The following is a 24,008-nucleotide window of genomic DNA, read 5'->3' on the forward strand; positions in this document are numbered from 1 at the left end:
GGACGAGGTGGGACTGGCATGACCATCGAGCGGGACGCGTTCGACACCCTGGCCGAGCGTCTCCGGGCGCTGGCCGAGTGGAACGACTCGACGCTGCCTTCGCACACCACGACCGTCGCCGAGATGTTCGAACGCGCGGTGCGTGCGCATCCCGACGCGCTCGCGCTGGTGGCCGGGAGCGGGGGAGGCGGGCGTTCGGTACAGCTCACCTACACCGAGCTGGCCGAGCGCGTGAACCAGCTCGCGCACCACCTCCTGGAGCGCGGGCTCACCGCGGAGCAGGTCGTCGCCGTCCACCTCCCGCGGTCGGCGGAGATGGTGGTCTCGGTACTGGCGATCATGGTGGCGGGCGGCGCCTTCGTGCCGGTCGATCCGGAGTGGCCGCAGCAGCGCCGCAGGCAGGTGCTCGACGACGCCGGTGCGGTGATGATGGTGACCGCCCCGGCCGGGACCGGCGCGCCCGAGGGCGGGTCGCTCGTGCCCGCGGCGGTGGTCGACCTCGACGCATGGGCCTACGCCGGGCTCCCCGCCCGGCCGCCCGCCGTGACCGTCGAGCCCCAGCGCCTGGCCTACGTGATGTTCACGTCCGGGTCGACCGGCAAGCCCAAGGGCGCCATGATCCGGCACGAGGCCATCTGCAACCGGCTGCAGTGGCAGGTGGAGAAGATCCTGGGCTTCGGGCCGGGGGACGCCGCGCTGTTCAAGGCACCGCTGTCGTTCGACATCTCGGTCAACGAGATCCTGCTGCCGCTCGTCTCCGGCGGCTACGTCGTCGTCGCCGAACCGGGCGGCGACCGCGATCCGCAGTACCTCCTCGACGTCATCGCCACCGAGGGCGTCACGTTCGTCTACCTCGTCTCCTCGATGCTCGACGTGCTGCTGGAGATGGCGCGCGGCACCGCGAAGCTCGACGGGCTCAAGCACGTCTGGTGCGGTGGGGAGGTCCTGACGCCGGAGCTGTTCGAGCGGTTCCGGGCGCAGCTGACCACCACGCTGTACCACGGGTACGGCCCCGCCGAGGCCACGATCGGCGTCTCGCACGTGATCTACCGGGACGACGCCGAGCGGATCGCCACCTCCATCGGGCGGCCCAACCCCTACACCCAGCTCTACGTGCTCGACGAGAACCTGCACCCGGCGCCGGTCGGTGTCGGGGGCGAGCTCTACGCGGGTGGTTTCCTGCTCGGCCGCGGCTACGTCAACGCGCCGGGTCTGACGGCGGCCCGGTTCGTCGCGAACCCGTTCGCCGACGACGGTTCGCGCCTCTACCGCACCGGTGACCTGGCGCGGTGGCACGAGGACGGGTCGCTGGAGTTCCTGGGCCGTGCCGACAACCAGGTGAAGATCCGCGGTATGCGCCTCGAGCTGGAGGAGGTCGAGGCGGTGCTGGCCACCCACCCGGGTGTCCGGCAGGCGGTCGTGATGGCGCGGGACAACGCCGCGGGGGCGAAGTACCTGGCCGGCTACGCGCTCGCCACCACGGTCGGCGAGGAGGATCTCCGCCGGTGGTGCGCCGACCGGCTGCCCGAGTACATGGTTCCCACCACGTTCACCGTGCTGGACGCGTTCCCGCTGACGTCGAACGGGAAGGTGGACCGGAAGGCCCTGCCCGAACCGCGGCGCGAGGGCAGGGCCGGGCGGGCGCCGCGCACTCCGCGCGAGCGCACGCTGTGCGGGATCTTCGCCGACGTCCTCGGGCTCCCCGAGGTCGGCGCCGACGACGACTTCTTCGCGCTGGGCGGCGACAGCATCGTCGCGATCGGGGTGGTCAGCAGGGCCCGGCGCGCCGGGCTCGTCCTGCGGCCGCGCGAGCTGTTCGAGCTGCGCACCCCGGCAGCGCTGGCGCTGGCCGCGAGCGATGCCGATCCCGCCGAGCGCGTCGCGACCGTCGAGCCGGTGGGCGGCCTGCCGGCCACCCCCGTCCTCGAGTGGCTCTGGGAGACCGGGCCGTCGGAGGGCTTCTACCAGTCCATCACCGTGCACAGCCCGGCCGAGCTCACGCCCGACCGCCTCACGGAGGTGGCCTCGGCGCTGCTGCGCCATCACGACGTGCTCCGCGCGGTGGTCGCGACGGGCGCCGACGGCAGGCCCACGGTCCGGGTGCCCGCCGAGGTTCCGGCGCCGTCCGTCACCCACGTGCGGCTGGGCGCGGACGAGTCCGTCGACGAGCGGCTGAGCCGGGAGACGGCCGCCGCCGTGTCCCGGCTGGACGCAGGCTCCGGCCGGATGGTCGAGTTCGTGTGGCTGGACCGCGGGAGCGAACGTCACGGCAGGCTCGTCGTGGCCGTCCACCACGTGGTGGTGGACGGCGTGTCGCTGCGCATCCTGGCCGAGGACCTGCAGGCGTTGTGGGCGGGCCGCACGCCCGATCCGGCGTCGACCTCCTTTCGGGAATGGGCGCTCGCCCTCGCCGACGCCGCGCGGGCGGGAGAGTTCGACGACGACCTCGCCTTCTGGCGGGAGGTGGCGGCCGCCCCGAACCCGGTGATCGGCCGCCGGGCACTCGACGCGGGCGTCGACACGGTCGCGACCGAGCGGGAGCTGACCGTCACGCTGCCGAGCGCGCTCACCGAGCCGCTGCTGGGCGCCGTGCCCGCCGCGATCCACGGCGGCGTCAACGACGCGCTGGTGGCGGCGCTGGCGCTGGCCGTGATCGAGTGGCGCGGCGAGGCTGCGGGCCGCAGGCTCCTCCTGGAGATGGAAGGGCACGGCCGGGAGGCCGAGCTGCTGACGGGGAACCTCGACCTCTCCCGCACCGTCGGCTGGTTCACCACGCTCTACCCCGTCGCCATCGAGGTCCCCGACGGCGGGTCGGCCGCGGTCGTCAAGGGGATCAAGGAGCAGCTGCGTGCGGTGCCCCGCAACGGGCTGAGCTACGGCGCATTGCAGTACCTCACGGACGCGCGTGCCGATCTCGCGGTGGCGCCCGCGCTGCTGTTCAACTACCTCGGCCGGTTCTCCGCTGACTCCGAGGTCGGTGAGGACCGCGACCCGCGCATGCCGCTGCCGCGCGCGCTCGAGATCAACGCCATCACCGTCGACACCACCGACGGTCCGGTGCTGTCGGCGCGGTTCAGCTGGCCGGCCGCCGTGCTCGACGAGGCAGAGGTCGGGGCGCTGGCCGAGCTCTGGCTGGAACGGCTCGGTGCGATCGCGGGCGACGAGACGGTCGCGGGGTTCACGCCGTCGGACTTCCCGCTCGTCGAGCTCGATCCGTCCGATGTGGACGAGCTGGAACGCGAGGTCCCCGACCTGCAGGACGTGCTGCCCCTGCTGCCCCTGCAGGAGGGTATGTACTTCCACGCGAGCTACGGGGACGACGCCGACGACACGGTCGACGCCTACCGGATCCAGCAGATCGCCGAGCTCACCGGCCCGCTGGACGCGGACAAGCTGAAGGACGCGGTCGCCGCGATGATCGACCGCCATCCCGCCCTGCGCGCCGGGTTCCGCGGTCTCGCCGACGGGCGCGTCGTCCAGGTCGTCAGCGGGCACGTCGACCTCGACTGGCGGGCGATCGACCTCACCGACCGGAGCCACGCCGACGCGGTGGCCGAGCTGGAGCGGGCGGCCGCCGCCGACCGGGCCCGGCCGTTCGTGCTGGCCGAGCCGCCGCTGCTGCGCTACAGCGTGGTGTCGTTGACCCCGACCGAGCACCGGCTGGTGCAGACGATGCACCACATCATCGCCGACGGCTGGTCGTACCCGTTGATGTTCAACGACATCGTCGACGCCTACCGCGGCACGCTGCGCGGCTTGCCCGCCGTCGCGCTGGGCCAGCACATCGCCGCGATCGCCCGCTCCGACGCGCAGGAGACGGGCGCCGTGTGGGCCGACGCGCTGGCCTGCGTCGACGAGCCGACGCTGCTCGTCGACGCCGACCCGGGTGCGGCGGTCGGGGAGCACCGCATCGTCGCCGAGGAGCTCTCGGCCGAGGCGACGGCGGCGCTGGCCCGGACCGCGCGCGACCTCGGCGTCACCCTCAGCACCGTCCTGCACGCCGCCTGGGGCCTGCTGCTGGGCGGCACCGTCGGCGAGGACACCGTCGTCTTCGGATCGACCGTCTCGGGGCGCGCCGGGAACTCCGTGCCCGGGGTCGACGCCGTGGTCGGGCTGCTGATCAACACCGTCCCGGTGCCGATGACGTGGGCGAAGGACGAGCCGGTCGGCGCCGTGGTGCGCCGGCTGCAGGACGAGCAGACCGCGGTGCTCGACCACCAGCACGCCGGGCTGGCCGAGCTGACCCGGTCGCGGGGTCTGCGCACGCTGTTCGACACGCTCGTGATCGTCGAGAACTTCCCCGAGGTCTACGCCCCGGCCGACGACGGCCTGTCGGTGCGCGGGTTCACGTCCACCACCTTCTCGCACTACCCCGTGTCGATGGTCGCCTTCCCCGGCGAGCGGTTGCGGGTGGAGGTGAAGTACGACGTCGGCCTGGTGTCCGAGGACCGTGCCCATCGGCTGCTGCGGCAGGTGACGCACGTCCTCGACCGGCTGGCGGCCGATCCCGGAGTCCCGGTCGGCCGACTGGAGCTGATCGGCCCGGACGAGCGGACGCTGGTCCTCGACACGTTCAACGACACCGCCCACGACCTGGGCGCCCCGACCCTGCGCAGCCGCTTCGAGCACTGGGCGGCACGCACCCCCGACACCACCGCCGTGGTGTTCGAGGGCGAGGCGGTCACCTACGCCGAGCTGAACGCGCGCGCGAACCGGCTGGCCCACCGCCTCATCGCGCAGGGCGTGAGGCGCGGGTCGGTGGTCGCCGTCGTGCTCGAGCGCTCGGTGGAGCTCATCGTCGCGCTGTACGCGGTGCACAAGGCGGGCGCGGCCTACCTGCCGGTCGACCCCGGCTACCCGGCCGAGCGGATCGCCTTCATGCTCGACGACGCCCGGCCCGCCCACGTGCTCGACGATCCGGCGGCCTTCCCCACCGACGGGGACGAGTCGAACCCGGACGTGGAGGTCACGCCCGCCGACCCCGCGTACGTCATCTACACCTCGGGCTCCACCGGGCGCCCGAAGGGCGTCGTCGTGCCGCACGGCGCCGCGGCCAACTTCCTGTCGTGGATGCAGGAGACCTACCGACTGGAACCGGGCGAACCCACCCTGCTGAAGACCCCGTCGAGCTTCGACGCGTCGCTGCGGGAGCTGTTCTGGCCGTTGATGTCCGGCGCCACGATGGTGATCGCGAAGCCGGAGGGGCACAAGGACGCGGCCTACCTCGCCGAGCTGATCCAGGCCCACCAGGTCACCACGGCCCAGTTCGTGCCGTCGATGTTCGGGGTGTTCCTCGAGGAACCCACCGTTCGCCGGTGCACCTCGCTCCGGCGCGTGATCTGCGGCGGCGAGGCGCTGCCCGCGGACGTCGTCGCGCGGTTCCGGGCCATCACCGAGCTGACCGGCGCCGAGCTGCACAACGTCTACGGCCCCACCGAGGCCGCCATCGACGTCACCGGCTGGGACACCTCGGAACGGCCGGACCGGCGGTCCGTGCCCGTGGGGCGGCCGGTCTTCAACACCCGGCTCTACGTGCTCGACGGGGCGCTGCGCCCGGTGCCGCCCGGTACGGACGGTGAGCTGTACATCGCAGGCGTGCAGCTCGCGTACGGCTACCTCAACCGGCCGGGGCTGACGGCGGAGCGGTTCGTCGCCGACCCGAACGCGGCGGGCGAGCGGATGTACCGCAGCGGCGACCTCGCCCGCTGGGACGACACCGGCGTGCTGGAGATCCTCGGCCGCAGCGACCACCAGGTGCAGGTGCGCGGCTTCCGGATCGAGCCGGGGGAGATCGAGGCCGCGCTGGTGGCCGCCGACGAGGTCACGCGCGCGGTGGTGGTGGTGCGGGACGGCCGGCTCGTCGCCTACGTCGTCGGTGCGGGGATCGACCCCGAGGCGTTGCGGGAGCAGGTGTCCCGGGTCCTGCCCGAGCACATGGTGCCCTCGATCGTGGTGGTGCTCGACGCGTTCCCGCTGACCCCGAACGGCAAACTGGACCGCAAGGCGCTGCCGGACCCCGACTTCGGCGGCCTCGTGTCCGACCGCGGACCGCGCACCGAGCGGGAGGAGCGGCTCTGCGGCCTCTTCGCCGACGCCCTGCGCCTCGAGCGAGTGGGGATCGACGACGACTTCTTCGCACTCGGCGGCGACAGCATCACCTCGATCGCCGTGTCCGGCCGGGCCCGCCGCGCCGGGATGCGGATCACGCCGCGGGACATCTTCCGGCTGCGCACCGTGCAGGCACTGGCCGCGGGCCTCGGCGACGCCCTCGACGCCGCCCTCGACGCAGCCCCCGCCCCGGAGGCGGATGACGGCGCCGGGCCGGTGCCGCTCACGCCGGTGATGGCGGAGGTCGTGCAGGACGGCATCCCGCTGGAGAACTTCTTCCAGTCCATGCTGGTGCGCACCCCCGCGTCGTTGACGCGCGGGGATCTCGAACGCATCCTGCGCGCGGTCGTCGACCGGCACGCGCTCCTGCGGGCCGCGGTCGACACCGGGGACGACACGAGCGGCGCGTGGGCGCTCCACGTGCCCGAGGCCGCGGGTGGGCCGGTCCCGATCACCGAGAGCACGGGTGACGCCGAGCCGTCGCCGGAGGTGGTCGAGCGCGCCACCCGGGAGGAGGCCGCGCTGCTCGACGCCCGGCGCGGGGTCATGCTGCGGGCGCACTGGTTCCGCGACGCGGGCCGGCTGCTGCTGGTCGCGCACCACCTCGTCATCGACGGCGTGTCCTGGCGCATCCTCACCGCCGACCTCGCCGCCGCCTGGCAGGCCCTCGCGGCGGGCCGCGAACCCGAGCCGGAGCCGGTGGGGACCTCCTACCGGTCGTGGTCGCGGATCCTGCGGCAGGCCGCGGAGAGCGGGGACTTCCGCGCCGAGCTCGGGCACTGGCGCGACGTGCTGAGCACACCCGACCCGGTTCTCGGCGACCGCGCCCTCGATCCGCGGACCGACGTCGACGCGACCACCGACACCCTCGACGTCGACCTGCCCCCCGAGGTGTTCGGGAGCCTCGCCCCGGCGATCCACGGCGGTGTCGACGACATCCTGCTCACCGGGCTCGCCGTCGCGCTGCAGCAGTGGCGGCGCCGCCGCGGCGTCGACGCGGGCTCGGCGGTGCTGCTGCGTGTGAAGGGGCACGGCCGGGAGGGCGACCTCTTCGACACGAGCGGGCGGCACATCGACCTGTCCCGGACCGTCGGATCGTTCACGAGCATCTACCCGGTCCGGCTCGACCCGGGTGAGGTGTCCTCGGCGGACGTGACCTCTGCGGGGCCTCGGCTCGCCCGGGCGGCGAAGCTCGTCAAGGACCAGCTGCGGGTGCCGTCGGCCGGCATCGGCTACGGCGTCCTGCGATACCTCGACGAGGACGCCGACCTGCCGGCGGTCACCCCGCAGATCGTGTTCAACTACCGCGGCCGGAGCGCCGGCGGTTCCGACGACGAGTGGGGTTTCACCAGCGTCGGATCCGGCTTGGACCCGCGCTCGCCCGTCGACGCGCTCGAGATCAACGTCATGGGGGAGGGAACCGGCGGCTCGGCGACGATGACCTGGCCGACCGGCATCCTCGCCGCGGGCGCGGTCGGCGAGCTGGCGTCGCTCTGGGTCGACGCGCTGCGCGCGCTCGTCGGGTGCGCCGAGCTGCGCGGGCACACGCCGTCGGACTTCCCGCTCGTCGACCTCTCCCTCGACGACGTGCAGGCGATCGAGGCGGCCGCCGCAGTGCCGGTCGCCGACATCTGGCCGCTGTCGCCGTTGCAGGAGGGCCTGTTCTTCCAGTCGCGGATCGCCGGCGAGGGAGACGTCTACCTCGCGCAGGACGCGTTCGACTTCGACTCCCGGCTCGACGTCGACGCGCTCACCCGGGCCTGCGCGCTCCTGCTGGAGCAGAACTCGGCGCTGCGGCTCGGCTTCACCGACAGCGGGCTGGACCGTCCGGTCGCCGTCGTCGCCGCCCGGCTCGAGCCGTCGGTGAGCGAGATCGACCTGTCCGGCTTGTCGGCCGGGGAGCGCGCCGAGCGCACCGAGGTGATCATGGCCGCGGACCGGCGCACCCCGTTCGACCTCACGCGCCCGCCGCTCGTACGGCTCACGGTGCTGCGCGGAGACGGGAGGGACCGGCTGCTCCTCACCCGCCACCTCCTGCTGTGGGACGGCTGGTCGCGGGAGCTCGTGTTGCGCAGGCTGTTCGGCGCCTACACGGCGGTGCGGCGCGGTGAGGCGCCACCCGAGCCGGTGCCTGCGCAGTTCCCCGACTACCTGGCCTGGCTGGCCGAGCAGGACGACGAGGCGTCGGCCGCCGCGTGGTCGCAGGCCTTCGCCGACCTCGCGGAGCCGACCATCCTCTTCCCGGAGGCCGTCGGCACCGATCCGGTGATCGCCACCCGCATGTCGGTGGAGCTCACCCCCGAGATGACCGCGCGCCTGTCCGAGCAGGCGCGCGCGATCGGCGTGACCCTGAACTCCGTCGTGGGCACCGCGCTCGGGCTGGTGCTCGGCCACGCGGCCGGCACCGACGACGTGGTGTTCGGCATGACCGTCGCCGGGCGGCCCACCGAGGTCGAGGGCATCGAGTCGGTCGTGGGCGTCTTCCTCAACACGATCCCGGCCCGCGTGCGCCTCGACCCGCGCGCCACCATGGCCGACGCCGTCCGCGGCATGCACGAGCAGCGCATCGCGATGATGCCGTACGAGTACCTCGGGCTCGGCGACGTCCAGCGCGCCGTCGGCAAGGGGCAGCTGTTCGACAACCTCTACGTCCTGCAGAACTTCGTCGACGACGAGACCTTCACCGACCTCGAGGCCGAGCACGGCATCCTCTCGGCGGCAGGCGTCGACTCCACCCACTACCCGCTGACCTGGGTGGTCTACCCGGGCGAGCGGCTGTGGATCAAGCTCGAGCACCGCAGCGACGTGGTGCCCCGGGATATCGCAGCGGCCCTGCTCGCGCGGCTGGAGCAGGTGCTGCTGGGGCTGGCCGACAACCTCGCGCAGCCGGTCGGCGAGATCGGCCTGCTGACGCCGTCGGACGCCGCGGCCCAGCACGCCGAGTGGGAGAAGGCGGTGCAGCCCATCGGGTCGGCCACCATCGCCGACCTCCTCGCCGAGCGGGCCGCCGCCCTGCCGGGCGAGACCGCCCTGGTGTTCGGCGACACCCGGCTCACGTACGACGAGCTCGACGCGCGCGTCAACCGGCTCGCGCACCACCTGCTGGCCGCAGGCGCCGCGCCCGAGCGCATCGTCGGGCTCGCGCTCCCGCGGTCCATCGACATGGTCGTGGCGCTGTTCGCGGTGCTGCGCACCGGCGCGGCCTACCTGCCGCTCGACCTGGAGTACCCGGACGAGCGGCTCGCGGCCATGACCGCCGACGCGCGGCCGATGCTGCTGCTCTCGACCAGCGCCGTGTCGTCGAGGTTCGCCGGGACGGCCGCCCCCGTCACCGACCTCGACACCCTGGACCTCAGCGCGTATCCCGCCGCGGCACCCGGCGCCGCCGAGCTCGGCGCGTTCGCGCCGGACCGGCCCGGACGCCTCGACCACCCCGCGTACGTCATCTACACCTCGGGCTCCACCGGCCGCCCCAAGGGCGTGGTCACCCCGTACCGCGGGCTGACGAACATGCAGCTCAACCACCGTGTCGAGATCTTCGACCCGACGGTCTCCGCCGCCGGGGGCAGGCGGCTGCGGATCGCGCACACGGTGTCGTTCTCCTTCGACATGTCCTGGGAGGAGCTGCTCTGGCTCGTCGAGGGGCACGAGGTCCACATCTGCGACGAGGAGCTGCGCCGCGACGCGCGGGCGCTCGTCGACCACTGCCGCCGCCACGGGATCGACGTCGTGAACGTGACGCCGACCTACGCCCAGGTCCTCATCGAGGAAGGCCTGGTCACCCGGCACCCGCTCGCACTGATGCTGCTCGGCGGCGAGGCGGTGCCGGACAGCCTGTGGACCGCGCTGCGCGAGAGCGACTCCCTCGGCTACAACCTGTACGGCCCCACCGAGTACACGATCAACACCCTCGGCGCGGGCACCGCCGAGAGCACCACGTCGACGGTCGGGCACCCGATCTTCAACACCCGCGCCTACGTCCTCGACGGCTGGCTGCGGCCGGTGGACGCCGGCGTGGTGGGGGAGCTCTACATCGCGGGCGCCGGGCTGGCGCGCGGCTACCTGAACCGGCCGGGGCTCACCGCCGAGCGATTCGTCGCCGATCCGTGGAACCCGGGTGGGCGCATGTACCGCACCGGCGACCTCGTGCGGCGCCGCCCGGACGGCAACCTCGACTTCCTCGGCCGCACCGACGACCAGGTGAAGATCCGCGGCTACCGCGTGGAGCTCGGCGAGATCGAGTCGGTGCTCGCCGGGCAGCCCGGCGTGCGGCGCGTCGCGGTGATCGCCCGCGCCGACGGAGCGGTGAAGAGGCTCGCGGCCTTCGTGGTGCCCGACGCCGGGGCCGACCGGGACGAACTGCCGTCGGCTCTGCAGGCGGCGCTGGCGAACGTCCTGCCCGACTACATGGTCCCGACGCTGTACGGCGTGGTCGACGACCTGCCGCTGACCGTCAACGGCAAGCTCGACACCGGAGCGCTGCCCGAGCCGCGGCCGGTGGCGCGGCGCGGCGGCCGCGCGCCCAGCACGGAGGCCGAGCGGGTGCTCGTCGGGATCGTCGCGTCGGTCGTCGGCCTCGGCGCGGACGAGGTCGGCGTCGACGACGACTTCTTCACCCTCGGCGGCGACAGCATCTCCTCGATCACGCTGTGCGGCCGGGCCCGCAAGGCCGGCCTGGACATCGCCCCCCGCGACGTCTTCCGCAAGCGGACGGTGCAGGCGATGGCCGCCGGGACGGCCGTCCGGGCCGAACGGCCCCGCGAGGTGCGGGACGTGGGCGTCGGCGCGGTGCCGACCACCCCGATCCTGGCGGCGTTCGAGCGGATGCCGCTCGAGAACTTCTACCAGTCGATGGTGGTGCGCACCCCGGCCGGCATGACCAGGGCCGAGCTGGAGACGGTGCTGGCCGCGATCCTCGAGCGCCACGACCTGCTGCGGGCCCGGGTGGACGCGGTCGGCTCGGCGGGCGCCTGGCAGCTGTGGGTGCGCGACCCCGGCTCCACCGACGTCTCCCGGCTGCTGGAGGTCACCGAGCGCAGCGGCCGTCCCACGCGTGCCGAGATGGCGGTGGCCACCCGCGCCGCAGCGGCGGCGTTGGACGCCCGCGGCGGGACGATGGTGCGGGCGCACTGGTTCCGGGACGAAGCCGGTGCCGGCTGCCTGCTGCTCGTCGTGCACCACCTCGTGATCGACGGGGTGTCCTGGCGCATCCTGACCGCCGACCTCGCGCAGGCCTGGTCGGCGGTGCGAGCGGGGCGCCCACCGCAGCTCGACGAGGTCGCCACGTCCTTCCGCACCTGGGCGCGGCGGATGCGGTCGGCCGCCGACCGCGGCCTGTTCCGCGGCGAGGCCGAGTACTGGCGCGACATCGTGTCCACGCCGGACCCGGATCTCGGCAGCCGGGCGCTCGACCCGGCGGTCGACGTCGCAGCGACCACCGACACGGTGACGCTGCGACTGCCCGCCGAGGTCACCGGGCCGCTGCTGTCCACGGTGCCCGCCGCGATCCACGGCGGTATCAACGACGTGCTGCTGAGCGCGTTCGGGCTCGCGGTGGCGCACTGGCGCCGTCTGCGGGGCCGGGCGGAGTCCTCGGCGGTGCTGCTCAGCCTCGAGGGCCACGGCCGAGAGCCGGAGCCGTTCGAGACCGATGGGCAGCTGGACCTGTCGCGGACGGTCGGCTGGTTCACCTCCCTCTACCCCGTGCGACTCGACCCCGGCGTGCTGGAGTGGGACGACGTCGTCGCGGCCGGGCCGCGGCTGGCCCGCGCCGTCAAGACCGTGAAGGAACAGCTGCGGGTGCCCGCGCGCGGCATCGGCTACGGCGTGCTGAACGACCTCGACGCCGAGGTCGACCTGCCCGACGTCGAGCCGCAGATCCTCTTCAACTACCTCGGCCGGTTCGGCGCAGGCGCGGAGGCGGACTGGGAGCCCGTCGGCGACTACGACGCGCTCGGCGAGGGCGTCGACCCCAGCTCCGAGGTGCGGGCGCTGTCGGTGAACGCGATAACCCATGACAGCGCAGCCCACGACACCGCGGCCGGCCCCGAGTTCTCGGCCGTGCTGACCTGGCCGACGGGCATCATGTCGCGCGCCGAGATCGAGCACCTGGCGTGGCTGTGGGAGGAGGCGCTGCGCGCCGTCGCCGCCTCCGCCGAGCTGGCCGGGCACACGCCGTCGGACTTCCCGCTCGTCACGATGACGATGGACGACGTCGCCGAGCTGGAGGCCGCGATCCCCGGCGGTCCCGCCGACGTGCTCCCGCTGCTGCCGCTGCAGCAGGGCATGTACTTCCACTCGGTGCAGGCCGTCTCGGGCGAGGTGGCCGACCGCGACCCCTACGTGATCCAGCACGTCCTCGAGCTGCGTGGCGCGGTGGATCCGGAGCTGCTGCGCCGTGCGGTGGAGGCCATGGTGGCGCGGCACCCGGTGCTGCGCGCCGGGTTCCGGGAGCTCGGGGACGGCCGGGTGGTGCAGGTCGTCGCCGGCCAGGTGTCCCCGGACTGGGAGGCGGTGGATCTGCGCGACCGGCCGGGCACGTTCGCCGACATCGCGAACGAGCGGTTCCGCACCGTCTTCGACCTCGCCGCGCCGCCGCTGCTGCGCTACACGCTGGTGACCCTCGCCGACGACCGGCACCGGCTGGTGCAGACCATGCACCACCTGCTGGCCGACGGCTGGTCGTACCCGCTGATGTTCGACGACGTCATGGCGGCCTACCGGCAGCTCGTGCGGACCGGGCGCACCGACCTGCCCGCGCCCGCGGTCACCTTCGCCGACCACGTCGCGCAGCTCGCCGGGCGGGATCCCGCCGCGTCGCGGGAGGCCTGGACCGGCGTGCTCGCCGGCGTCGACGGGCCCACGAAGCTGATCGACGTACCGCAGGGAGCCGAGGTCACGTCGCACGCCGACGTGCAGCACGAGCTCCCGGCGGAGGTGACGGCACGCCTCACCGACCGGGCGCGGGCCGCCGGGGTGACCCTGTCCACCGTCGTGCACGGCGCGTGGGGCCTGCTCCTCGGCCGCACCCTCGGCCGGGAACGCGTGGTGTTCGGCTCCACGGTGTCGGGCCGGGCGGGCAATGCGGCCGGCATCGAGCAGATCGTCGGTCCGCTGATCAACACCGTGCCCGTGCCGATGGCATGGGCGCCGGGCGAACCGCTCGACAGCGTCTTCGCGCGGCTGCAGGACCAGCAGCTCGCGGTGCTCGACCACCAGCACCTGGGGCTGGTGGAGCTGGCGCGGATCGCCGGCGTGAGCGAGCTGTTCGACACCATCGTGGTCGTCGAGAACTTCGCGGTCACCGAGCCGTCGGAACCCACCGCAGACGGGCTCCCGACCGCGGAGTGGATCGACGGTACCGACGCCGCGCACTACCCGGTGGCGCTGGTGGTGCATCCGGACGAGCGGCTGCGGCTCAAGATCACTTACGACACCGGGCTCGTCGAGGCCGGGTTCGCCCGGCGGCTCGTCGAGCAGATGGCGCTGTTCCTCGAACAGTTCGCCGACGACCCCGCGACCACCGTCGCCGGGCTCCGCGTGGGCGCCGCGCCCCCCGTCGGCCGCGCGTCCGTGCCGGACGCCGACGATCGCACCCTGGCCGACCGGTTCCGGCAGGTCGCGCGCGCCCACCCGGATGCCGTCGCCGTGCGCGACCGGCGGAGCGAGCTGACCTACGCCGAGCTCGACGCCCGCTCGGACGCGCTGGCCCACCGGCTCGCGGAGCAGGGGGTGCGGCTCGGGTCGCGGGTGGCGATCGTGCTGCCGCGGTCGGTCGACCTGATCGTCGCGGTGGTCGGGGTGCTCAAGGCAGGCGGCTGCTACGTGCCGATCGACCCGGGCTCCCCGGCGGCCCGCATCGCCTACATCCTCGACGACTCCGCGCCGGACTGCGTGCTGGCGGTGGACGAGACGGCGACCGTGCTGCCCGAGGGCGGCCCGCCCGTGCTCATGGTGGACGGCCCCGGCGCCGCAGGCGGTCCCGTACCCCTTGCCGGGCACCCGGACGCCGACGCCTACGTGATCTACACGTCCGGCTCCACCGGTCTGCCCAAGGGCGTCGCGGTGCCGCACCGCAGCGTCACCGCGCTGTTCGCCGGCGCGGCGGCCGACTTCGACTTCGGTCCGGACGACGTGTGGACGCTCTTCCACTCCTTCGCCTTCGACTTCTCGGTGTGGGAGATCTGGGGCGCGCTGCTGCACGGGGGCCGCCTCGTCGTCGTCGACCACGACGTGGCCCGCGACCCCGAACGGTTCCGCGCGCTGCTGTCCGACGAGGCCGTCACGGTGCTCAACCAGACGCCGTCGGCGTTCTACTCGCTGATCGCGGCCGATCGGGACAGCACGCGGCCGCTCGCGCTGCGCTACGTCGTGTTCGGCGGCGAGGCCCTGGATCTGCGCAGGCTGGCGCCCTGGTTCGAGCGGCACGGCGACGCGGTCGACGACACGGGCCCGCGCCTGGTCAACATGTACGGGATCACCGAGACGTGCGTGCACGTCACCGTCCGGGCGCTGTCCTGCGACGACGTGACGCGCACCGACAGCGTGATCGGTACGCCGCTCGCCGGTCTCACGGTGCACGTGCTCGACCGGTACCTGCAGCCGGTTCCGCCCGGGGTCACGGGTGAGGTCTACGTGGCCGGCGGGCAGCTCGCGCGCGGCTACCTCGACCGCGCGAGCCTGACCGCGGCCCGGTTCGTCGCCGACCCGAACGCGGCGGGGGAGCGGCTCTACCGCAGCGGTGACCTCGCCCGCTGGACCGAGACCGGAGAGCTGGTCTACCTGGGGCGCTCGGACCACCAGCTGAAGCTGCGCGGGTTCCGCATCGAACCCGGGGAGGTGGAGGCGGCGCTTCTGGAGCTCGACGGGGTCGACGGCGCCGCGGTGAGCGTGCAGCGCGACGCACAGGGGCGGCCGCGGCTGGTCGCGCACCTCGTCGCGCGCGATGCCGCGGACCTCGACGCGAACCTCGACGCGGTCCGCAGGCACGCGGCGACGGTGCTGCCCGAGCACATGGTCCCGGCCGTCTTCGCGGTGGTCGAGAGCCTGCCGCTGACGATCAACGGGAAGCTCGACCGGGACGCGCTGCCCGCGATCGCCGAGCCGCGCCGCGACCCCGTCGGCGAAAACGTCGGCACCGCGCAGGTGGGCGTCTCGGCCGAGGCGCTGGCCGCGTTGTTCGGCGAGATCCTCGGCGTCGACGCGCCCGGAGCGGACGCGGACTTCTTCGCGCTCGGCGGCGACAGCATCATCGCCCTGCAGCTGGTGAACCGGATGAAGCGGATCGGCCTGCGGGTGAGCCCGCGCGAGGTGTTCCTCCACCGGACGCCCGCTGCCCTCGCGGCGCTGGCGGCTCCGGAGGAGCCCGCCGTCCCCGAGGACGACCCGGACGCGATCGGCTCGGTGATGCTGACCCCGATCGTGCACCGGCTCGCGGAGCTCGGCGGCACCGTCGACCGGTTCAACCAGTCCGAGCTGTTGCTCACCCCGCCCGGGGCCACCGCGGACCGGATCGGTGCGGTGGTCAGCGCGCTCCTGCGCCGGCACGACGCGCTGCGGCTGCGCCTGTCCCGGCCGGCACCGATGCTGTGGGCGCTGGAAACCGTGCGGGAGCTGCCCGCCCTCGACGACGTGTTCACGGTGGTGGACGCCCGTGGTCCTGACGGAAGTGGCCTCGACGAGGACGGCCTCGCGGAGCTGCTGGGCGTCGAGTCCGACGCGGCGGCGAACCGCTTGCGTCCCGACGAGGGCCGGATGGTCGCCGCGGTGTTCTTCGACCGCGGTGCGGAACCGGGCCGCCTGCTGCTGGTGGTGCACCACCTCGCGGTCGACGGCGTCTCGTGGCGCATCCTGCTCGACGACGTGCGCGCGGCGTGGGAGGGCGGCGCGCTCGAACCCGTCGCGACGTCGCTGCGGACGTACGCCCGCGTGCTCAACGAGGCCTCCGCGCAGGACGCCCGCCTGGCCGAGTTCACGCACTGGAGCGAGGTGCTCGCACCGGGCGCCGACCTCGACCCGACCCAGGTCGTGGTGGGCCGCACGGTCGGCGACACCCGCGAGCACCGCTTCCGGCTGACGGCGGACGAGACGCTGCCGCTGCTGACCACCGTGCCGGCCGCGGCGCGGTCCGACGTCACCGAGACGCTGGTGACGGCCCTGCGGGCGGCGGTCTCCCGCTGGCGCGAGGCACGCGGCGTGGCCGACGGGGACCTCACGATCGACCTGGAACGGCACGGGAGGGAGGACCTCTCCCGCGGCGACGTCGACCTGTCGCGCACCGTCGGGTGGTTCACCTCCATCGCCCCGGTCCGGTTGCCGGTGGGTACCGGTGAGCTGAGCGACCGCATCGGCGAGGTGCGCGACCGGCTGCGCGCCGCACCCGACGGCGGCTGCGGCTTCGGGCTGCTGCGCTACTGCAACGCCCGCACCGCGGCGCCGCTCGCCCGGCTGGGGCAGCCGCAGGTGCTGTTCAACTACCTGGGGCGCTTCGGGGCGCCGGGCTCCGAGGCGTGGGATGCGGCACCGGAGACGGCCGCGCTGCGCGTCGGACCCGCGCCGGACATGGGCACCCCGTACCTGCTGGAGGTCAACGCCTACTGCGAGGACACCGCGAGCGGGCCGGAGCTGGAGGTCGTGCTGACCTACGCCGACGGGTGGCTCGACGACGGCCCGCTCGGCGACCTGCGGGACGCCTTCGGCGCGGTGCTGCGGGAGCTGGCGGCCGCTGCCGGCGGCACCGGAAGCCTGCGGCCGTCCGACGTGCACCACCCCGACCTGTCCGCATCCGAGCTCGACGCCGTGACGGCCGCGACGACGGTCGAGGTGGAGGACGTCTGGCCGCTGTCCCCGCTGCAGGAGGGGATCTGGTTCCAGTCCGAGCTGGCCGCCGACGCCGACGTCTACCTCGCGCAGAACGCGTTCGACTTCGACCGCAGGCTCGACGCCGACCGGCTGGCCGCCGCCTACGAGCAGGTGCTCGCCGCCAACGCCGCGATGCGGCTGGGCTTCAGCACCGTCGGCGACGGGCGCACCGTGGCCTTCGTCGGCACGGGGTTGCGGTGCCGGATGACCGAGGTCGACCTGACCCACCTCGACGAGGAGGAAGCGGAGCGCCGGATCGCCGAGCTCACCGACGCCGACCGCAGCGCGCCCTTCGACCTGCGGGAACCACCGCTGGCGCGGATGACGGTGATCCACCGGGCCGATCGTCGCGATCACCTGCTGTTCACCTACCACCTGCTGCTGTGGGACGGCTGGTCCCGGGAGCTGGTGCTCAACCGGCTCTTCGAGGCCTACCGCGGGGAGCCGGTCCGGTCGCCGCGGGGGAGCTTCGTCGACTACCTCGACTGGCTGGGCCGCCAGGACGTCGCGGAGACCACGGCGTTCTGGCGGGAGACGTTCGCCGACCTGCCCGCGCCGACCCTGCTGTACCCGCAGGCCGTCGGCACCGAGCCGGTGCTGGCGCAGCGGATCTCCGCCGAGATCCCCGAGGAGGTCACCGCCCGGCTCACCGCGCAGGTCCGGGCGGCGGGCGTCACGATGAACGCGCTGATCAGCACCGCGCTGGCCGTGGTGCTGGGGCACGCGGCGGGCAGCTCCGACGTCGTCATCGGCACGACGGTGGCAGGCCGGCCCACCGAGCTCGACGACATCGACGACGTCGTCGGCGTCTTCCTCAACACCGTGCCGGCCCGCATCCGGCTGGCCCCGGGCGCGACGCCCGCGCAGGCGATGCGGCAGGTGCAGCGGCACCGCCTCGACGCGATGCCGCACGAGTACCTCGGGCTCGGCGACGTGCAGCGTGCGGCGGGCAGGGGCCCCCTCTTCGACAGCCTCTACGTCCTGCAGAACTTCCTCGACGACGACACCTTCTCCGACCTCGAGACCCGCAACGGGATCGTCGGCGTGCGCAGCGTCGACGCCACGCACTACCCGCTGACCTGGGTGGTGATGCCCGGCAAGCGGCTGTGGGTGAAGCTCGAGTACCGGCCGGACGTCGTCGGCTCCGACGAGGCCGCGGCACTGCTCGAACGGCTCGAACGACTGCTGCACCGCCTCGCCGACGACATCGGCATGGACACCGGCACGGAAACCGGCACGCCGATCGCGGCGCTGCCCGTGCTGACCCCGGCCGAGGTTGGGGCGCAGGAGGCGGCCGACGCCGCCCGTGAGCACCCCATCGGTGACCTCACGATCGCCGAGCTGCTGGCGCGGCAGGCGCTCGCGACGCCGGACGCCCCGGCGCTGACCTCCGGTCCCAGGACCCTGACGTACCGCGAGCTGGACGGCGCGATCTCCCGGATGGCCCGGATGCTGATCGCGCGCGGTGCCGGACCGGAGACGATCGTCGGGCTCGCGCTGCCCCGGTCGATCGAGATGGTGGTGGCGCTGTTCGCGGTGCTCCGCGCGGGAGCCGCCTACCTGCCGCTGGAGCTCGACCACCCCGACGAGCGCCTGCGGACCGTCGTCGACGACGCCGCGCCGGCGCTGCTGCTCACCACGGCGGCGGTGGCGCCGCGCCTGGCCGCGTGCGGCGTGGAGCTGATCCGCACCGACTCCGACGGGGCGGACTTCTCCGACGCCCCGGTCGAGGAGGTCGCAGGCTTCGCGCCCGGAACCCCCGGACGCCTCGACCACCCGGCCTACGTCATCTACACGTCCGGCTCGACGGGGCGCCCGAAGGGCGTCGTCACGCCCTACCGCGGGTTGACGAACATGCTGCTCAACCACCGGGAGGCGATCTTCGGACCCACGGTCGCCGCGGCCGGGCGCGGGCTGCGGATCGCGCACACCGTGTCGTTCTCCTTCGACATGTCGTGGGAGGAGCTGCTGTGGCTGGTGGAGGGCCACCACGTGCACGTGTGCGACGAGGACCTGCGCCGCGACGCGCGTGCCCTCGTGGAGTACTGCGACCGCCACCTGATCGACGTGGTGAACGTGACGCCGACCTACGCCCAGCACCTGGTCGAGGTGGGACTGCTCGACGGGCACCGGCCCGCGCTGGTGCTGCTGGGCGGCGAAGCGGTCCCGGAGAGCCTCTGGGCCACCCTGCGCGAGGCCGACGGGGTGCTCGGCTACAACCTGTACGGCCCCACCGAGTACACGATCAACACCCTCGGCGGCGGCACCGCGGACAGCCCGACGGCCACCGTGGGCACCGCGATCTGGAACACGCGGGCACTCGTGCTGGACGAGTGGCTGCGCCCGGTGCCCGCGGGCGTCGCCGGTGAGCTGTACATCGCCGGCGTCGGCATCGCGCGCGGCTACCTGAAGCGGCCGGCGCTCACCGCCGAGCGGTTCGTCGCCGATCCGCACGGCTCCGGCACGCGGATGTACCGCACCGGCGACCTCGTGCGCGTCCGACCCGACGGCAACATCGACTTCCTCGGCCGCACCGACGACCAGGTGAAGATCCGCGGTTACCGGGTCGAGCTCGGCGAGATCGAGGCGAACTCCTCCGCGGCACCCGGCGTGCGCCGGAGCGCGGTGATCGCCGCCGATGACGGCGCCGGCGGCAAGCGGCTCGTCGCCTACCTGATCCCCGCGGAGTCCCCTGTGGACCCCGACCGGCTGATCGACCAGGTGCGCAGGCACTTGCGGGACCGGATGCCGGGCCACCTCGTTCCGACCGCGTACGCGGTGGTCGACGAGCTGCCCCTGACCGTCAACGGCAAGCTCGACACCGCAGCGCTGCCCCCGCCGCGGACCGTCTCTGTGAGCAGCCGCGACGCCGCGACCGACACCGAACGGGCGCTGTGCGCCATCTTCGCGGCGGCGCTCGGCGCCGGAGCCTTCGGTGTGGAGGACGACTTCTTCGACCACGGTGGCCACTCGCTGCTGGCGACCCGCGTGATCGGTCGCATCCGCGAGGACCTCGGCGTCGACGTCTCCCTGCGGCAGCTGTTCGACCACCCCACGCCGGAACGGCTCGCCGCGGTGGTCGACGAAGGCCGGGAACCGGCGCGGACGCGGGTGGCGCCGATGCCGCGCCCGGAGCGGCTGCCGCTGTCACCCGCCCAGGAGCGGCTGTGGCTGCTGCACGAGCTCGCCCCGGAGTCGGTGGCCTACAACTACCCGCTGCTGCTGCGCGTGCGGGGTGCCGTCGACGCCGGCGCGTTCACCGCGGCGTTGGCCGACGTCGTCGCGCGGCACGAGGTGCTGCGCACCCTAGTGGTGGAGGGTCCCGAGCAGCGCGTCCTCGATCACGCGGTGCCCGAGGTCGAGGTCCGGGACGCGCTCACGACCGACACCGGGTCGATCGTGGCCGCCGCGATCGCGCGGCCGTTCGCGCTGTCGTCGCAGATCCCGGTGCGCGCCACCCTGATCCGCGAGACCGACACCGGTGACACGGTGGTCGTGCTCGTGCTGCACCACATCGCGGTCGACGAGTGGTCGGACCGGCCCCTGCTCGCCGACCTCGACGCCGCCTACCACGCCCGCCGGGCGGGCGCGGCGCCCGAGCTCGCCCCGCTCCCGGTGCAGTACGCGGACTACACGCTGTGGCACCGCGACGTCCTGGGCTCGCCCGACGACCCCCACAGCCGGTGCAGCCGGCAGCGCGACTTCTGGGTCCGGCAGCTGGCCGGCGTGCCGCAGGAGCTGGCGCTGCCGTCCGTGGCGACCGGCGAGACGGGTGGAGGGTGCGTCTCGGCCCGGCTCGACGCCGCCCTCGCGGACCGGCTGCGGGAGCAGGCGCGCGCGTCGTCGTCGAGCATGTTCCTCGCCCTGCACGCCGCGCTCGCGATGCTGCTGTCCCGGATGGGCGCGGGCACCGACATCCCGATCGGCAGCCCCACCTCCGGCCGGGGGGACGCGGCGCTCGACGATCTGGTCGGCTTCTTCGTCAACACGGTCGTCGTCCGCACCGATCTCGAAGGGGCGCCGTCGTTCGCGCAGCTCCTCGACCGGGTGCGGGCGACCGGGCTGGCCGCGCTCGAGCACGCCGACCTGCCGTTCCAGCAGGTGGTGGAGGCGGTCAACCCGGTCCGGGTGCCGGGCCGCAACCCGCTGTTCCAGGTGATGCTCGGATACCACCGCAGGCCCGACGGCAGCGCAGGGATCTCCGGCGGCGAGATGTTCGGCCTGCCGACCGCGGAGGCGCCGGGATTCACCGCCGACCCGAAGGTCGACCTCACCTTCACCGTCGTCGACGCCGGGCCGGGGCGTCCGGTGGAGCTGTCCGTCGAGTACGACGCCGCCCGCTGCACCGCGGAGATCGCACGGTCCCTCGCGGCACGCTTCGAGGTGCTGCTGCGCAGCGCCCTCGCCGACCCCGACGCCCCGTACCCGACGCTGGACCTGCTGACCGACGACGACGCTGGCGCGATCGCCCGATGGTCCCGGGGCGCCGAGGCGTCCCCCGGCCCCGCGTGGTTCCGGCAGTTCGCCGACGCGGCCGAACGCACCCCGGACGCGCCCGCCGTGCGCTCCGGCGCGACCACGCTGAGCTACGCCGACCTCGACGCCGCGTCCGACGCGGTCGCCGCAGGCCTGGCGGCGCGCGGCGCCGGCCCGGAGACGATCGTGGGCGTGGCCCTGCCGCGGTCGCTCGACATGATCGTCGCGCTGGTGGGCATCGCGAAGGCCGGTGCCGCGTTCCTGCCGTTGGACCCGGAGTTCCCGGCGGCCCGGTTGCGGTACGTGGTGTCCGACGCCGCGCCTACGGTCGTCCTCGTCGACGGCGAGACCCGCGGGTCGTTCGAGGGGTGCGCCGCCGAGCTCGTGACGGTCGGCGACCTCGCCGACCCGGCTGATCCGGTCTCGCTCTCCGAACCGGACCCGGCGGCCGCGGCGTACGTGATCTACACGTCCGGCTCGACCGGCCGTCCCAAGGGGGTTGTGGTCGGGCACGGCAACCTGGCGCACTTCCTCGCGGCCGCGCGGCACACGCTCCCGCTGACCCCCTCGGACCGGCTGCTCGCGGTCACCACGCTCTCCTTCGACATCGCCACGCTCGAGCTGATGCTGCCGCTGAGCAGCGGGGCGTGCGTGGTGCTGGCCTCCACGGAGCAGGTCCGCGACCCGCGCCTGCTCGCCGACATGATCGAGGCCGAGTCGATCACGGCGATGCAGGCGACCCCGTCGCTCTGGACCGCGTTGCTGGACGCCGCCGACCCGGACCTGGCACGCGTCACCGCGCTCGTCGGCGGCGAGGCGCTGCCTGCGCGGCTGGCCACCGCACTCGGGCGGCGGGCGGCCGGGCTGACCAACATGTACGGCCCCACCGAGGTCACGGTCTGGGCGACGAGCGCCGACGTGGAACGCGAGCCCGGGATCGGGCGTCCGATGGCCGGGACCACCGCGCACGTGCTGGACGAGCGGTTGCGGCCGGTGCCGCCCGGCGTTGTCGGCGAGCTGTACCTCGGGGGCCCGCAGGTGGCCAGGGCCTACCTGAACCGGCGGGGGCTCAGCGCCGCCCGCTTCGTCGCCGATCCGTTCGGGAGCGGAGCCAGGATGTACCGCACCGGTGACCTGGTCCGCTGGGCCCCTTCCGGTAGTGACGCCGGCGGAACGCTGGAGTACCTGGGCCGCAGCGACCACCAGGTGAAGGTGCGCGGCTTCCGCATCGAGCTCGGGGAGATCGAGAGCGTGCTCGAGTCCGTGCCGGGCGTGCGGCGCGCCGCGGTGGCGGTGCACGAGGACCGGGTCGTCGCGTACGTGGTGGCGGCGTCCGGGGACGTCGCGTCGGACGCGCGGGAATCGGCCGCCGAGCGGCTCCCCGCCTACATGGTCCCGTCGATCGTCACGGTGCTCGACGCGCTGCCGCAGACCCCCAACGGGAAGATCGACCGCGCTGCGCTGCCCGCGCCCGAGGTCGCGGTGAGCGGTTCCGGAACCGCCCCGGAGTCGGGTCTCGAACGGCGGCTGTGCGCGATCTTCGCCGAGATCCTCGGCGTGCAGGGCATCGGCCGCGACGACGACTTCTTCGTCCTCGGTGGGCACTCGCTGCTGCTCGTCGGGCTCGCCACCGCGCTCCGGCGCGAGCTGGGCGTCGACATCGCCGTGCACGAGCTGATGGCCGCACCCACGGTGTCGGCGCTGGCCCGGCGGATCGCCGGTACGGGCGAGCACCGCGGGGGACTGGACCCGGTCCTCGTCCTGAACCAAGGGGACGGACGGCCACCGCTCTTCGCCGTCCATCCCGCGAGCGGCCTGAGCTGGCAGTTCGCCGGGCTGAAGCCCTACCTGCCTGCCGACGTCCCGCTCTACGGCCTGCAGGCGCCGCGACTGCAGGACCCCGAGACCGCGCCGGTGACGCTCGCCGAAACCGTGCAGCGCTACGCGGACGAGGTGGGGCGCCTGGCTCCGGAGGGGCCGATCCAGCTGATGGGCTGGTCGTTCGGTGGCGCGGTGGCCCACCAGGTCGCGGCCGAGCTCGCCGCGCGCGGGCGCCGGATCGCCTTGCTGGCGATGCTCGACACCCACCTGCCCGCAGGGCGGCGAGAGCTCGACGAATGGGACGGCTCCGCCGCGATCGAGGGGCTGCTGACCGAGCTCGGCTACCCGATTCCCGTGGATCTCTCCGGTGCCATGACCGTGGCGGACGCCGTCGCGGTGGTGCGCGCGAACGGCGGCTCCATCGCGGTGCTCGACGACGACCGGATCGCGCGCGTGGTGCAGACCTACCTCGCGAGCGACCACATGATCGAGCACGCCGAGCTCGCCGTCGTCACGAGCGACGTCGTCTTCGTCGACGCCACCGTCCCCGAGCAGGGTTTCACCGGTACGGCGTCGCAGCAGTGGCGGCCCCACGTCGCCGGTGAGCTCGAGGTCGTACGGGTCGGTTGCGCGCACTCGGAGCTGCTCGACCCCGAGGTGGTCGGGGAGTGGTTCCCGGCGGTCGCGCGAGTTCTGGCGCAGTGAAGTGGCGATGTGAAGCAGCGATGTGAAGTAGCGATTCG

Annotated in this window: 1 protein-coding gene; it reads left to right on the plus strand. The window is 73.8% G+C overall.

Features of this window, described 5'->3' with window-relative positions; all coding sequences use genetic code 11:
* Nucleotides 1-18: 18 nt before the first annotated feature.
* Complete coding sequence (locus tag FHX44_RS31980) at nucleotides 19-23,970, plus strand: non-ribosomal peptide synthase/polyketide synthase (protein ID WP_147259180.1); 23,952 nt, start codon at nucleotides 19-21, stop codon at nucleotides 23,968-23,970.
* The last annotated feature ends 38 nt before the right edge of the window (nucleotides 23,971-24,008 follow it).

The sequence above is a fragment of the Pseudonocardia hierapolitana genome, from assembly GCF_007994075.1.
GTDB classification, from domain to species: Bacteria; Actinomycetota; Actinomycetes; order Mycobacteriales; family Pseudonocardiaceae; genus Pseudonocardia; species Pseudonocardia hierapolitana.